Genomic DNA, 14072 nt, shown 5'->3' with positions numbered 1-14072 from the left:
TAGCTAATGTTAAGTTAGCAAATTCCTGTTGATGGATCACAACTATCACCTGTAGTAATTATTTTTAGTGGCGCCACTTGTTGAAAAGCTTCTAAAAATGCAGCAGGTGGTTGTGCACCGCTAATACCGAATTTATCGTTGATGATAAAGAAAGGTACACTATTTACACCGCGTTGCTGGTAATGTGCTATTTCTTGCTTTACCGCATAGGCAATAGCATCATCATTTAGAATTTTTTCTGTTTTTTCTGTCGACCAATCATATTCGGCCATAATAGCACTTAGAACGGCAACATCGTTTAAATGAAGGTTTTCGTCAAAATACGCTTTCATAAATCGTTCTTTTAAAGCATCTTTAAAACCTTCTTCGCCGGCAACGTGTAAAAGTTGATGTAAAGGCAATGTGTTTACTGCTAACCATTCTTTTCCGAAGTTGAAATTAATTCCTTCTTCTTTGCCACTTTCTTCTAATCTTTTGGTCATTTCAAGTGGTCCTTCTACACTGCCAAATTTATTAGTGAGATAGGTATCTCTATCTAATCCTTCTTTTGGTATGTTTGGGTCTAGTTGAAAAGGATGCCATTCAATTTCTATCTCTGCTCCGTCCCATTCCTGTATTGCTTTTTCTAATCTTTTCTTACCAACATAACACCATGGGCAAGCAACATCAGAAACTATATCTATTTTTATTTTATCGTTTTGCATATATGTATCGTTTAATACTTAATTGGTCGTAAAAAGTGCTAAAAACATACGCTTAAAAGTGACCATTAAAATGAAGCAAAAAAGAAAACCCTTTCATGTACATGAAAGGGTTTTCGGTATTAGGTTGGCGTTTAACTCTAAAGAGTACGTAAATATTCTGCTATGTTACGTGCCTCATCTTCTTTTAAGTTTTGATTAAGCATTATAGCATTGTTGTATTCTTTCAATAATGCTTTTGCAATAGGATCTTCTTTCAACATTTTATCAGGGTTGATAATCATGTTCATTACCCATTCTGGACTTCTACGTTCGTAAACACCTTTTAGTGCAGGCCCGATCATACGTTGTTCTGCCATATGACAAGCAGTACAAATTGTTTGAAATTTTTCTTTACCTGCAGCGGCCATTTCTTCATTAACAGCGTCATCAAAAGTAACACTGGTAATAGGACCAACTCCTTTATTATCTAAATCAACTGGCACGCCTTCACTTGCCGTTTCTGTTTTAGCTTCTTTTTTGGTTCTGTTCATTTCAAAACCATCTTTTTTCTCTTCCTTCTTCTCGCCACAACTAATTATCATTGTGCCAAGAGCTAATAAGGTGAATAATTTGCGCATACGTAACTTTCTTTTAAGTGTTGTCAGTAAATTGAGCGACTAATATATGAATTTTTGCGGGTAGAAGTGTATTTAAACAAGTAACCATTTTAGTTTTTAACTAATAATCTAAAGTAAGTAACAAATTAGATGAATGTTTTTGTATTTGTTCAATAAACTTAGGCAATATTATCTAAAAATTGTAGTGTACGCCTTTCTGTATAAGTGTAGTTATCGTTTCCGTAAAACCCAACATGACCGCCATATTTAGGCATTTCTAGAAAAAGTTTACTATGATGTTTTGCAATTTCTACAGGGTAGCATTCAGATCCTAAAAAAGAATCGTTCAGTGCATTTATTATTAAAGTAGGTACTTTAATATTGTCTAAGAATTGAAGACTGCTGCTTTTTGCATAATAGTCCATTGCATCATTAAAACCGTGGGCTTTGCTGGTATAAAAATCATCAAAATCTTTAAGGGTTTTAATATTGCCGATATCTGTATCGGAAATAAGGTCAGGAAATAATTCTTGTTTTAATTTCAGTTTTTTAATAAGATTTCCCTTGAACCGTTTGGCATATATGGCATTCTTGAACTGAAGTAGCTGGTGCAGTGAGTCTGCTAATTGGCAAGGTACGGAAATGGCAACTGCTCCTTTAATTTCATTGGCCCTTTCTCTTTTCTCACCTAAATATTTTAAAAGTAGATTACCGCCAAGACTAAAACCATGCAGATATATACTTTGGTATTCATCTAAATGTAAAACATGTTCAATAACAGCCTGTAGGTCTTCGGTAGCTCCAGAATGGTAAGATCTAAATAATTTGTTGGCAGTGCCGCTGCAACCTCTTAGGTTAATGGCACAAACATCATAACCAGATTGTGTTAAAACTTTGGCGCTACCCTGTATATAAGCTCTCTTAGAGCTCCCTTCTAGACCATGAATTATAATCACTAATTTTTTAGAAGGAGCTGAAGCATAGCTCCAGTCTGTATCTAAAAAATCAGAGTCAGGCAGGGTAATACGAATGCGTATTTGCTCTAAATCACCTACTTTTCTAACCAACCCGGAATATATGGTAGATAGGTGTCCGTTTTTAAAAAATAATGGCGGATTGTATGTAGAGTCAATTAAAGGCATCTATTTGTAAAAGCTAAAATTATGTTTACTTAGGGTATGTTTCTAGAACCTTCATTTGTTCTTCTATAGCCTCTTTAAATTCCGCTTTTAAGTGTGTTACCAGTTCGGTGACAGCTATAGAATCATCTATTAATGCAGAGCCTTGACCTGCGGACCAAATCGTTTTCCAAGCTTTTGCCTCGGTATTCATTTCTTTGCCGAAATCTATTTTGACATCTTTTTTAAGGTCTTCTTCAGTTATACCTGCCGCTTTTAAACTGGCGCCAAGAAAATTGGCATGAACACCAGAAATAGAAGCAGTATAAACCACATCGCTAGCGCCTGCATCAATAATCATTTGTCGATATTCTGGTGTGGCTTTACTTTCATTGGTATTAATGAATCTTGTACCCATATATGCTAAATCTGCACCCATTTGAAGGGCAGAGGCTATGTCTCTACCAGTACTGATACAACCGGAAAGGAGAATAGTTTTATGGAAAAATTTCTTTATTTCGGCAACCAAGGTCATTGGGTTGATAGTACCTGCATGACCGCCTGCACCGGCAGCAACAAGAATTAATCCGTCAACACCTGCTTCGGCCGCTTTTTCTGCATGACGTTTTTTGATAATATCGTGAAAAACCAATCCGCCATAACTATGAATAGCATCTACAACTTGCGAAACAGCACCTAAAGAAGTAATAATCAATGGTACTTTATGTTTAACACATAGTTTTATATCTGCCTCTAATCTAGGGTTTGTTTGGTGAACAATTAAATTTACACCGAACGGAGCCGCTTTTTTTCCGGTCTCTTCTTCAAATGCCTTTAAGGCAGATTTGATTTCAATAAGCCATTCTTCAAAACCTTCGCTGGTACGTTGGTTCAATGCAGGGAAAGTACCAACAATACCATTCTTGCAACATTCTATAACCAATTGTGGTCCAGATATTAAAAACATGGGTGCTGCAACTGCAGGCAAGGATAACTCTTTTATGAAAGCGGGTTTGTTTGACATAGTGATGTAAATTTTGAACGTGATTTAAAAATAACTATAAAAAACGATGTTCTTTAGTTCTTACATTTCAAAACTATGGTATTTTTATAAAGTATTATGCACGCATAGCAAAAATTATTAGAATGTATACAAAGGATTTTGAAGTACGGTGGAGTGATATTGATGCAAATCGTCATTTGGCAAACTCGGCATTTGTTAATTTTATGAGCCACACAAGATTGGCTTTTTTAATGGAGCTTGGTTTTAACCAAAAGACAATGGTAGACTATAAAATAGGTCCAGTGGCTTTTTATGAACATATGTATTATTTTAAGGAAGCCTTTTTAGGGAATAATATAAAAGTTTCTTTGGAAATAAAGGGACTAAGTGAAGATGGAAAATTTTTTGAATTCTATCATGATTTTTATAATGATAAAGGAGAAAATATTGCACGTTGTGAAATGATGGGTGCATGGATCAATTTGAAATCTAGAAAGCTAACAGGATTGGCAGAAGAATTGTTAAGTAAATTCAGTAATATAGAAAAAGCGGATGGTTTTAGGGTTTTGACCAAAGAAGACACAAGAAGGTTTTTGAAAATTCCTAAAAATATATAGCAATGGTAATATTAAATACTTTATTTTTAAAGTACACGATGAATTACAGTTAGTCCCCCCTCTTTGACTGTTAAGTTATAATAACGACCAATATTAAAATTTATATTTAATGGTTAGCCTACCAGAAGAAATTTTTAAGGAGACTTACGGTAAAGTAAAAAAGTTGATTGTAACCAAAAATCTGGTGCCAGGTCAACTCATAACTCAACATAGACTTTCACATACTTTAAATATTCAAGACGACTCTGTACCGGTAGTGTTGCTACAATTAAAACAAGAGAGTCTTCTAGTAGGTAGTTTGGACAATGGTCTTTCTGTTAGAGAATTAAGTGAGCAAGAGATCTTAGAAATGTTTGATTGTAGAATTGCACTGGAAACTATGGCTGTAAAACTATTTACCAAAAATGCTCCGCAATCTAAAATTGACGATTTAAGAAGTCTTTTGGTGCCATTTGAAAATGGACCTAAAAACGGATATGTTTTCTATAAAATTGATAGGTATTTTCACGAGTTTATAATTAAAAACTGTGGTAATAAAACATTGTATGAAATGTATAAATCTGCCAAAATATTGCCTTTTATGGATTTGATGGGTTTGAATAGGCCTTTGCATTTAATTTTGAAAATACATCTTGATCTCGTTTCTGCCATGCATCACCGAGATGAAAATAAGGCTGTAGAAATCTTATCAATGAATTTAGAAAATGCTAAAAAATCGCATATTTATTGTCCTTGAAGTTGTCTTTTAGGTTTTTTGCTAGAAAGATAAACACCAACTAATACAAAACAAGCAGCAATAATTTTTACTGTAGTAATAGTATCCTGACCAGTAATGACTGCATAAGCTATGCCTAATAAAGGTTGTACGTAAACAAAAGCACTTAATGTAGAAGCCTTAAGTTGGGTAAGAGCAAAAATATTGAAAAGGTAAGTGCAAAAAGTGGTGCCTATAATTACAAACCCAATTCCAAAATAAGCTTCAAAAGGTAAGGTACTCCATGAAATATCTATAAGTTCTTGATATCCAAAAGGCAAACAGATAAGCACGCCTAAAGAGAAAAGCCATTTCATAAATGTAAACGGATGATATTTGCTAATCAATACTTTTACAAGAACTAAATAAGATCCGTAAAACATAGAGTTCATAAAAATCAAAAAGTTACCAAGGGGGATGTTAGGGGCGTCTTGTCTTACCTCTGCACTAAATAGTATTAAACCTAAAGCACCCAGTAATCCTATCCCAATACCAAAAATTTTTCTGCCAGAAATCTTTTCCTTTAAGATTATTGCAGACAGTATAAGAACAATAATTGGTGCAGTTGTAATCAGTACTGCGCTATTGATAGGTGTGGAAAGTGATAGACCTTTAAAGAACACTAGCATGTTAAAAGCCATACCTAATACGGCACAAACTAGCATTCTAAGATAATCTTTAGGGTCTATACGTTCTTTTGGTCCCAAAGGTGATATCAACCAAAATAAAATTGCAGCACCCAGAACTCTAAGGATAATAAACCCAAAAGGTTGCACATAATGTGGCATAACACCTTTTGCAATAGTATGGTTTAAAGCATATATCGTAGTCGCTCCAATGGCGGCAAGTATGGCTAATAACCTTTTACTCACGGGTGTATTGCCATTTTAGCGGCTTCAACCACTTTTTTGCTATTGCCGATAAATATTTGTTCGTCAACAATAATTACAGGACGTTTTAAAAAAGTGTATTGTTCTAAAATCAACGCTTTAAAATCGTCTTCAGAAAGGTTTTGTTCTTTAAGGTTGCGTTCTCGGTATAAAACAGCTCTTTTGCTGAACAGAGCTTCATAGCTGTTAGAAAGCCTATGCATTTCTTCAAGTTGAGAGGTAGTAATAGGTTCTGTTTTTATGTCTTGTAGTACAAAATTAGTAAGAGGTTGCAGTTCTTTAATAATACGTTGGCAAGTAGAACAAGTACTTAAATGATATATTTTTTTCATGTGTATGATTGTAAGGAAGATGTTTTTATGTCTTTCTGAAATTAAAACACCTATGTTAGATGTAGACTTTAGAAATACAAAGAAACCTAAATATCATTAATTGTGCTATTTTTACAAACCATAAAATGTGAAATGATGATTGAGAATTTATTTGGTATTATGTTGCAAAATCGTAAAAATCTACATGCGATATTAACAGAGACTCCTAAAGAAAAACTGCTTAAAATACCTGAAGGATTCAATAATAATGTTTATTGGAATATAGCACATACGGTAGCAACGCAACAACTTCTTATCTACAAGTTAAGTGGTTTGCAAATGCGTATACCAAATGATTTTGTTGCTAAATTCAGTAAAGGTACCGTGCCAGATGGTACAGCGACCGAAGAAGAGATGATGATGGTAGCAGATTTTTTAATTTCTACCGTAGAATGGCTTGTTGAAGATTATGATACAGCACTTTTTCAAACATTTAACGAGTATACAACAAGTGCAAAGGTTACGCTTAAAAATGTTGATGATGCTATAGTGTTTAATTTGTTACACGAAGGGTTGCACCTTGGGCAGATTAGTCTTTTGTTAAAACAGTAGTCTTAAAGTTTTCTGGGGTACTTCAAAAAAGTATTTGCCTCTACGTAAGGTATAGTCAGTATGATCGGACCATCAGCAAAAGATGCTATTTCGTAAGATTCATAGAATAGAAGTAGTCCGTTTTCTGTATATCCCATGTTATCGGGTAAATAAAACAGCTCTGTTTCGAACATAAAACCGGTGTCGTTAATGGAACCTTCTGCAGGTATGTTTTCTTGTTTTCTAAAAAGTGTTTCGGCGAAGGTTTTAAATTCTTCTAAATCGGTGAATAAATCTTCTTGGTATAATTCGGTGCCGTTAAGTTTATCAAAATTTAAAAATCGGTTGGTACCATATCCATGTGCCCCACCTGTATAAATGTAAGATTCTAATTTAATGGTGATGATGCTTTCGTTTTCGAAAGTGATATTTCCTTCGATTGTTGCTTCCCAAGGCATAGATTCTTCCGGAAATTTTCCGTTCAGTTCTTTATAATCTTCAAGAAATGCTTCTTTTGCCTCTTCAAGATTTTGTGCATTACTTGCCTCATCAAAATTCAATAAAGCTATAATTTCACCTTCTAAGGCTGCATTGATGGTTTTGCTGATTTTTGTTTTTCCGTTCGCTTGCGGAATTTCTATGCGTACAGAGGTACAATTTTCACAAGAATCTGTAGCGATAGATAATGGTTCAAAAGAAAGCGAATTCTTGTTATTACAGGCAAATAACAAAAAACAGATAAGTAGGCAGGTAAGCTTAGATTTCATGAAAAGATTAGATTTATTGTAAAAATACAGCTTCATTGTATTCCCCGAAAGATAACGATACATTTGTGTTGGGTGCAAGTCGAAAAAATAGATATGAAAAAAACAAAAAGCGGAAAACATATTGAATGGACACCTATTTTCAGCATAAAAAATAGCGAATATTTTGCTGGAGTGGATAATGACGGAAATTGGTTTGCTGACACAGCCGAAGGATTAAAATCACTTTATGAAGGTGGCGGAATTGGAATTCTACCGATACTCGAAATGACAAGAACCGATTTTGACTCTTATCTGAATGAAAAAATCAATAAGTCTGAATTAAAAGCTGACTTAAAATTATCTGAATTAGCGAGTGAAATAATGAGGTTGAGTTTTGGAATTTCAACTTATTGGGCTGAATTAGGAATTGAGTGGCTGAATGAATCTGAAATAAATACCGATTTAAATAACAGACTGAACTACTTGATAGAAAATAAAAAATACAGTCAAAAATTCAGAAATAAAGCGTTTGCGAAAATTAAAGAATTCGAACGAAAAAAGACCAATACTTAACACGGTGTATAAAACATAGCTAATAAGTATTAAATCGATAGGTTTGCGCTTATTTAAGAAGACCGCCAAATTTTAAATTTGGCTTTTAAGATTGATAAGTTAAAAACAAAATATAAAAATTCGGCTCTGTGTTTATCCGAAAAACTAGTGTCTTTTTACACGCTACGTTTTATTCACAAGATCGTTATAAATACTTGAACATGGCTTCTAAAAATTTAAAATTTAATACCAAAACCATACATGGAGGTCAGCAACCAGATGAAGCTTATAGCGCAGTTATGCCACCAATTTATCAGACCTCTACTTATGCACAGACTACACCGGGTGGTCATAAGGGATTTCAATATTCTAGAAGTGCAAACCCTACAAGAACAGCGTTAGAAAATTCATTGGCAAGTATAGAAGGAGGGGAATATGGTTTAGCCTTTGGTAGCGGTCTTGCGGCAATAGATGCGGTCATTAAATTATTGGAGCCAGGAGATGAGGTGATTTCAACCAATGACCTTTATGGAGGTACGTACAGAATATTTAAAAAGATTTTTGAGAAGTTTGGTATTGTTTTTCATTTTGTAGGAATGCAAGGTTCAGATGCCGTACGAAATCAAATAAATTCAAAGACAAAATTGATTTGGGTAGAAACACCAACTAACCCAATGATGAATATAATAGACATAAAAGCAATAGCTGACTTAACTAAGAATTCTGATATTTTGCTAGCGGTAGATAATACATTTGCTACGCCATATTTGCAAAAACCTTTAGAATTGGGCGCAGATATTGTTATGCATTCCGCTACTAAATATCTTGGTGGTCATAGCGATACAGTCGTTGGGGCTTTGGTAGTTAAGGACAAAGAATTGGCAGATAAACTCTATTTTATACAAAATGCCAGCGGTGCTGTTTGCGGCCCTATGGACAGTTTTTTGGTGTTAAGGGGAATAAAGACCCTGCATGTACGCATGCAACGCCATTGCGAAAATGGTAAAGCAATAGCAGTGTATCTTAAAAACAATCCTAAAATTGAAAATGTTTACTGGCCCGGTTTTGAGGATCATCCCAATCATTTGATAGCAAAAAAGCAGATGAAAGATTTTGGAGGTATGATTTCATTTGTGCCTAAAGGCGGTAGTTATGAAGACGCCATTAAGATTGTAGAAAAGTTACAAGTATTTACATTGGCAGAGTCTTTAGGTGGTGTAGAAAGTCTAGCGGGTCACCCTGCAAGTATGACCCATGCAAGTATTCCAAAAGAAGAACGACTTAGTAGTGGCGTGGTAGATGCATTGATAAGATTAAGTGTTGGTATTGAAGATGTTGATGATTTAATTGCAGATATAGAACAAGCGATAGGATAATGGTCTAAAAGCTAAATTAAATGTAGTAACTATAGGTAGTTTGTTATCAAAACAACAATTTTTATCGAATTTTAAAAAAATAAGTAATCAAATTACACAAATAGCATAATTTTGACGTTATATTTTGAAATCAATAATTTAAATAAGTTTAAAGAGCTTTATGGAGAATAAAATAAAAGCATTTATGGACGAGGTTATTTCCAGAAATGGACATGAGCCAGAATTCATTCAAGCGGTGCAAGAAGTTGCAGAAACAGTTATACCATATATTGCAAGTCAAGACATATATAACGGTAAGAACATTCTTTTAAGAATGGTTGAGCCAGAGCGTTTAATTTCTTTTAGAGTTGCTTGGGTAGATGACGATGGTGAAATTCATGTAAACCGTGGTTATAGAATTCAAATGAATTCTGCTATTGGGCCATATAAAGGAGGTTTGCGTTTTCACCCGACTGTAAATGCAAGTATCTTAAAATTCTTAGCTTTTGAGCAAGTATTCAAGAACAGTCTTACAACATTGCCAATGGGTGGTGGTAAAGGTGGTTCAGATTTTGACCCTAAAGGTAAATCTGATGATGAGGTAATGCGTTTTTGCCATGCCTTTATGTTAGAATTGAATAGACATATTGGCCCTAATACAGATGTTCCTGCAGGTGATATTGGTGTTGGTGCTCGTGAAATAGGTTTCCTTTTTGGTATGTACAAAAAAATTAGAAATGAGTTTACCGGTGTATTAACTGGTAAGGGTCTTTCTTGGGGTGGTTCTAAAATTAGACCAGAAGCAACAGGTTACGGTACCGTATATTTTGCACAAAGTATGCTGAAGACCAAAAACGAAAATTTTGATGGTAAGACTGTAGTGATTTCTGGGTCAGGTAACGTTGCACAGTACGCTGCTGAAAAAGCAATTTTATTAGGTGCAAAAGTGGTAACACTTTCAGATTCTAGTGGTTATATCTACGATAAAGACGGCATCAATAATGAAAAGCTTGCTTTTGTAATGGATCTTAAGAATAATAGAAGAGGACGTATTTCTGAATATGCAGATAAATATCCTTCTGCAGAATTTTATGCAGGGAAAACACCTTGGGAGGTAAAATGTGATATTGCATTACCATGTGCAACTCAAAACGAATTGGACCAACAAGATGCTAAAAATCTATTGAAAAATGGATGTATGTGTGTTGCAGAAGGTGCAAACATGCCTTGTAATACAGATGCGGTTCATGAATTCAACAACGCAAAAATATTGTTTGCACCAGGTAAAGCTTCAAACGCTGGTGGTGTAGCAACATCAGGATTGGAAATGTCTCAGAATTCATTAAGAATTAGCTGGACACGTGAAGAGGTAGATGAGCGTTTAAAAGATATTATGGAAGATATTCATGATTCTTGTATTGAATTTGGTAAAGAAGAAGATGGTTTCTGTAATTATGTAAAAGGAGCCAACATTGCTGGTTTCGTTAAGGTTGCAGATGCAATGCTTGCACAAGGTGTGATCTAGAAATTAGATTAGCTAAAGCACATAAATTTATAATGCGAGGTTCTGTAGCGGAGCCTCGCATTTTTTTATACCTTTTCGTTACCAAACTTCAATCAACTATCTTTGTTTAAACAGATGTTATAATATGCAGGTAACCACAAAGGCTATAGTATTTTCTGCACTAAAGTATGGTGATACAAGCCTTATTGTAAAAGCCTTTACTGCATCTGACGGAATTAAATCTTATCTATTACGTGGTGTTTTGTCTTCAAAAAAAGGGAAATTAAAGCCTGCTTATTTTCAGCCTTTAACACAACTAGAGATTGTTGCAAATCACAAAAATAAGGGTACTTTAGAAACGCTGAAAGAAGCAAAAGTGTTTTATCATTACCAAACATTATATGCAGACATGGCAAAAAACGCCATGACTTTATTCTTGGCGGAGCTTTTAAGCAATAGTATACGTGAAGAAGAAATGAATGAAGATTTGTTTCAGTTTCTAGAAGCATCATTGCAATGGTTGGATATGCATAAAGATGTTGCTAATTTTCATCTCTATTTTATGTTGTCGTTGACACGGTATTTAGGTTTTTATCCAGATGTATATCAGATAGATAAGCCTTATTTTGATTTATTGGAAGGTGAGTTTGTGGCGGTAGAATCATTGAACCCTATATTGAGAGGTGAAAACATTTATCATTTCAAGACCCTATTAGGCACAAAATTTGATGCAATGCATACTGTAAAAATGAAAAAAACCAATCGCCAAGAATTACTAAAATCCCTAATACTTTATTTTGAATTGCATTTACAGGGGTTTAGGAAACCAAAGTCGCTTGCCGTTTTAAATGAAGTTTTCAATACATATGTATAAATATTTTTTTGTAGCACTATTTTTATTTTGTTTTCTTGGCAATGCTCAAGAGATAATAGTTTTAGATGCCGATAGTGGAGAGGAGATTTCCAATGTTGCCGTATATAATAAAGACAAATCCAAAGTTGCATTGTCAAACTTCGATGGGGTTTTTGATGCTTCGGTATTTATGTCTAAAGAGCGCATTACCCTAAAACATTTAGGGTATCAAGAGTTTAAAACCACAAAATTACAGCTGCAAAGGCAAGGTCAAAGAGCTTACTTGATAATGAAGGCTCAACAGTTAGATGAAGTTGTTATGTCTGTTTCTAAATGGGAACAGCAAAAGAGGGATATCCCAAATAGAATAATTTCTTTAGATGCTAGGTCTATAGCCTTTTCTACACCTCAAACCTCTGCAGATTTACTTCAAAATAGTGGAAAAGTGTTTGTGCAAAAAAGTCAGATGGGTGGCGGTAGTCCAATGATACGTGGTTTTGCTACTAATAGGTTGTTGTTATCTGTAGATGGGGTAAGAATGAACAATGCCATATTTAGGGGAGGTAACGTACAAAACGTAATTTCTATTGATCCATTTACTGTGAAGAATACTGAGGTCATTTTCGGTCCGGGTTCAGTCATATATGGAAGCGATGCTATTGGAGGGGTAATGAATTTCTACACGAAAAAACCTATGTTATCTGAGAATGATAGTCTCTTGGTGCGCGGTAATGCAAATTATAGGTTTGCATCCGCAAACATGGAAAATACGCTTCATGCAGATATTAATCTTGGAAAAAAAACATGGTCGTCACTAACGAGTATTACCTATAATAATTTTCAAGATTTAAGAATGGGTTCACATGGTCCAGATTCTTATTTAAGAAATACTTACGTACAAACTACTAATGGTGTTGATGAATTGGTTGAAAATGGTTCTCCCAAAAAACAAGTGCCAACAGGGTATGACCAATTTAATTTTATGCAAAAATTCCTGTACAAGCCTAATGCGAAATGGGATGTAAACTTGGGGGCATACTATACCGAAACTTCAGACTATTCTAGATATGATAGGTTGATAAGACCAGCAAGTGATGGTTTAGGCTTGCGTTCGGCAGAATGGTATTATGGTCCTCAAAAATGGTTTATGGGAAATGCCCAAGTACAGAGAAAAGGAAATGGAAAGGTATATGATGGTTTAAAATTAGGTTTAGCATATCAACATTTTGAAGAAAGTAGAATTAATAGAGATTTTCAAGATGAAGTAAGAAATACGACTAAAGAAAAAGTAGATGCGGTAAATTTCACTGTTGATTTCGAGAATAAAAAAATAGGTGATTTCAAGCTTTATTATGGTAGTGAGTTTATTTATAATAAGGTTGGATCGACCGGATTTGATTTAAATATCAATACTAATGAAAGAACTGCGGCTGCATCGCGCTATCCAGACGATTCCTCATGGCAGAGTTTGGCAGGTTATGCAAACGTGGAATATAAGGCAAAACCTAATTTTACGATTATGTCTGGGTTGCGGTATAGTCATGTCTGGGTCGATGCGGTATTTGATGACACTTTTTATGATTTTCCTTTTGAAACAGCAGATTTAAGTACAGGTGCATTAACGGGTAGTTTGGGCTTTAGTTGGTTTCCAAGGGCAAATCTTCAAGTTACCTTAAATGGTTCTACGGGTTTTAGAGCGCCTAATATTGATGATGTGGGTAAGATATTTGATTCGGAACCTGGATCGGTAGTGGTGCCAAATCCTGATTTAGAGCCTGAATATGCGTATAATGCCGAAATAGGTGTTCAGCGTAATATGAATGATAAGATTATATTAAAAGGAACGGCGTATTACACTTATTTGGTAGATGCTTTGGTGAGAAGAGATTTTAGTTATAATGGCATTTCTGAAATTGAATATGGTGGCGAATTAAGTAACGTACAGGCAATTCAAAATGCGGCTAAAGCCTATGTCTATGGTTTTGAATTTGGGTTAGAAGCTTATCTGACCGAGCAATGGTCGTTATCATCTAACTTAACATTGACAGAGGGCGTAGAAGAGGAAGATGATGGGTCTGACACTCCTGCACGTCATGCAGCACCAACATTTGGAGATTTTCATGTAGTGTGGAAAAACCAGCGGTTACGAACAGATGTATTCTTGAATTATAACGGAGAGATAGCAAACGAAGATTTGGCGGTATCAGAACAGGCTAAAGAGTATATTTACGCAGTAGATGAAAACGGTAATCCGTTTTCTCCATCTTGGTATACTTTAAACTTTCGTTCGCAATATGATGTTACCAATAATCTTAAAGTCACTACCAGTTTGGAAAATTTAACGGATCAGCGGTATAGAACATATTCTTCTGGTATAGTTGCCCCAGGTTTAAATATTATTCTTGGTGTGGGATATTATTTTTAAATAAAAAAGACCCGCTATTAACGGGTCTTTTAAAATTATAAAAAAGGTTATTG

15 protein-coding genes are annotated in these 14072 nt (G+C 34.8%); 8 read left to right on the top strand and 7 right to left on the bottom strand.

The genetic code is table 11. From position 1 onward, the window contains the following. Positions 1 to 14 precede the first annotated feature (14 nt). From ABJI11_RS04550 to ABJI11_RS04535, 4 genes are all read right to left on the bottom strand, one after another. Positions 15 to 704: a DsbA family oxidoreductase gene (locus ABJI11_RS04550; RefSeq protein ID WP_348349835.1), complete on the bottom strand. Its 690-nt coding sequence runs from the start codon at positions 702 to 704 to the stop codon at positions 15 to 17. Between the two features lie 137 nt (positions 705 to 841). Further along, positions 842 to 1321 carry a cytochrome c gene (locus tag ABJI11_RS04545; protein ID WP_276493384.1) on the bottom strand — a complete coding sequence of 160 codons (480 nt, stop codon included), beginning with the start codon at positions 1319 to 1321 and terminating at the stop codon, positions 842 to 844. A gap of 158 nt (positions 1322 to 1479) precedes the next feature. Beyond that, positions 1480 to 2442: an alpha/beta fold hydrolase gene (locus tag ABJI11_RS04540; RefSeq protein ID WP_348349833.1), complete on the bottom strand. Its 963-nt coding sequence runs from the start codon at positions 2440 to 2442 to the stop codon at positions 1480 to 1482. Between the two features lie 25 nt (positions 2443 to 2467). Continuing rightward, a complete protein-coding gene (locus tag ABJI11_RS04535) occupies positions 2468 to 3442 on the bottom strand; it encodes a nitronate monooxygenase (protein WP_348349831.1) in 975 nt (324 codons plus the stop codon). 122 nt (positions 3443 to 3564) lie between these two features. Here ABJI11_RS04535 and ABJI11_RS04530 point away from each other — a divergent pair, with 122 nt between their 5' ends. Further along, a complete protein-coding gene (locus ABJI11_RS04530) occupies positions 3565 to 4038 on the top strand; it encodes an acyl-CoA thioesterase (protein WP_348349829.1) in 474 nt (157 codons plus the stop codon). A gap of 109 nt (positions 4039 to 4147) precedes the next feature. Beyond that, complete coding sequence (locus ABJI11_RS04525) at positions 4148 to 4774, top strand: GntR family transcriptional regulator (protein WP_348349827.1); 627 nt, start codon at positions 4148 to 4150, stop codon at positions 4772 to 4774. Here the strand turns inward: ABJI11_RS04525 and ABJI11_RS04520 are convergent. Both ABJI11_RS04520 and ABJI11_RS04515 read right to left on the bottom strand, forming a co-directional pair. Further along, positions 4762 to 5664, bottom strand: a complete 903-nt coding sequence (locus ABJI11_RS04520) for a DMT family transporter (protein ID WP_348349825.1) — start codon at positions 5662 to 5664, stop codon at positions 4762 to 4764. The two genes, ABJI11_RS04525 and ABJI11_RS04520, sit on opposite strands and share 13 nt — an antisense overlap. Next, on the bottom strand, positions 5661 to 6014 hold the full coding sequence (locus ABJI11_RS04515; protein WP_348349823.1) for an ArsC/Spx/MgsR family protein: 354 nt from the start codon (positions 6012 to 6014) through the stop codon (positions 5661 to 5663). Before ABJI11_RS04515 ends, ABJI11_RS04520 begins: the two co-directional genes overlap by 4 nt. A 132-nt stretch (positions 6015 to 6146) precedes the next feature. Between ABJI11_RS04515 and ABJI11_RS04510 the strand changes: the two genes are divergently transcribed. Beyond that, a complete protein-coding gene (locus ABJI11_RS04510) occupies positions 6147 to 6605 on the top strand; it encodes a DinB family protein (RefSeq protein ID WP_348349821.1) in 459 nt (152 codons plus the stop codon). Positions 6606 to 6607: 2 nt separating this feature from the next. On the opposite strand, the gene ABJI11_RS04505 is transcribed toward ABJI11_RS04510, so the two are convergent. After that, the gene (locus tag ABJI11_RS04505; RefSeq protein WP_348349819.1) at positions 6608 to 7351 is read right to left on the bottom strand and encodes a DUF3298 and DUF4163 domain-containing protein; all 744 of its coding nucleotides are present in this window, start codon (positions 7349 to 7351) and stop codon (positions 6608 to 6610) included. Positions 7352 to 7444: 93 nt separating this feature from the next. Here ABJI11_RS04505 and ABJI11_RS04500 point away from each other — a divergent pair, with 93 nt between their 5' ends. The 5 genes from ABJI11_RS04500 (at position 7445) to ABJI11_RS04480 (ending at position 14019) form a co-directional block, all read left to right on the top strand. Continuing rightward, positions 7445 to 7903, top strand: a complete 459-nt coding sequence (locus tag ABJI11_RS04500) for a hypothetical protein (protein WP_348349817.1) — start codon at positions 7445 to 7447, stop codon at positions 7901 to 7903. Positions 7904 to 8103: 200 nt separating this feature from the next. After that, on the top strand, positions 8104 to 9258 hold the full coding sequence (locus ABJI11_RS04495) for a cystathionine gamma-synthase (RefSeq protein WP_348349815.1): 1155 nt from the start codon (positions 8104 to 8106) through the stop codon (positions 9256 to 9258). 160 nt (positions 9259 to 9418) lie between these two features. Next, positions 9419 to 10762, top strand: coding sequence for an NADP-specific glutamate dehydrogenase (gdhA, locus tag ABJI11_RS04490; protein WP_348349813.1), 1344 nt, complete (start codon positions 9419 to 9421; stop codon positions 10760 to 10762). Between the two features lie 124 nt (positions 10763 to 10886). Further along, positions 10887 to 11615 carry a DNA repair protein RecO gene (gene recO, locus ABJI11_RS04485; RefSeq protein ID WP_348349811.1) on the top strand — a complete coding sequence of 243 codons (729 nt, stop codon included), beginning with the start codon at positions 10887 to 10889 and terminating at the stop codon, positions 11613 to 11615. Beyond that, entirely contained in the window at positions 11608 to 14019 is a 2412-nt protein-coding gene (locus tag ABJI11_RS04480; RefSeq protein WP_348349809.1) for a TonB-dependent receptor, read from the top strand. Before recO ends, ABJI11_RS04480 begins: the two co-directional genes overlap by 8 nt. Positions 14020 to 14072: the final 53 nt, after the last annotated feature.

Origin of the sequence: Maribacter sp. (genome assembly GCF_039968975.1) — a bacterium.
Taxonomy (GTDB): Bacteria; Bacteroidota; Bacteroidia; order Flavobacteriales; family Flavobacteriaceae; genus Maribacter.
Note: the sequence above shows the minus strand (reverse complement) of the source record. Positions and strands in the feature narration are given on the sequence as shown.

Excerpts from the sequence above, each read along its gene's own strand:
- ABJI11_RS04545 (WP_276493384.1), bottom strand. The coding sequence starts at position 1,321 with ATGCGCAAATTATTCACCTTATTAGCTCTTGGCACAATGATAATTAGT.
- ABJI11_RS04505 (WP_348349819.1), bottom strand. The coding sequence starts at position 7,351 with ATGAAATCTAAGCTTACCTGCCTACTTATCTGTTTTTTGTTATTTGCC.
- ABJI11_RS04550 (WP_348349835.1), bottom strand. The coding sequence starts at position 704 with ATGCAAAACGATAAAATAAAAATAGATATAGTTTCTGATGTTGCTTGC.
- recO (WP_348349811.1), top strand. The coding sequence starts at position 10,887 with ATGCAGGTAACCACAAAGGCTATAGTATTTTCTGCACTAAAGTATGGT.
- ABJI11_RS04515 (WP_348349823.1), bottom strand. The coding sequence starts at position 6,014 with ATGAAAAAAATATATCATTTAAGTACTTGTTCTACTTGCCAACGTATT.
- gdhA (WP_348349813.1), top strand. The coding sequence starts at position 9,419 with ATGGAGAATAAAATAAAAGCATTTATGGACGAGGTTATTTCCAGAAAT.
- ABJI11_RS04540 (WP_348349833.1), bottom strand. The coding sequence starts at position 2,442 with ATGCCTTTAATTGACTCTACATACAATCCGCCATTATTTTTTAAAAAC.
- ABJI11_RS04510 (WP_348349821.1), top strand. The coding sequence starts at position 6,147 with ATGATGATTGAGAATTTATTTGGTATTATGTTGCAAAATCGTAAAAAT.
- ABJI11_RS04480 (WP_348349809.1), top strand. The coding sequence starts at position 11,608 with ATGTATAAATATTTTTTTGTAGCACTATTTTTATTTTGTTTTCTTGGC.
- ABJI11_RS04500 (WP_348349817.1), top strand. The coding sequence starts at position 7,445 with ATGAAAAAAACAAAAAGCGGAAAACATATTGAATGGACACCTATTTTC.
- ABJI11_RS04535 (WP_348349831.1), bottom strand. The coding sequence starts at position 3,442 with ATGTCAAACAAACCCGCTTTCATAAAAGAGTTATCCTTGCCTGCAGTT.
- ABJI11_RS04525 (WP_348349827.1), top strand. The coding sequence starts at position 4,148 with ATGGTTAGCCTACCAGAAGAAATTTTTAAGGAGACTTACGGTAAAGTA.
- ABJI11_RS04495 (WP_348349815.1), top strand. The coding sequence starts at position 8,104 with ATGGCTTCTAAAAATTTAAAATTTAATACCAAAACCATACATGGAGGT.
- ABJI11_RS04530 (WP_348349829.1), top strand. The coding sequence starts at position 3,565 with ATGTATACAAAGGATTTTGAAGTACGGTGGAGTGATATTGATGCAAAT.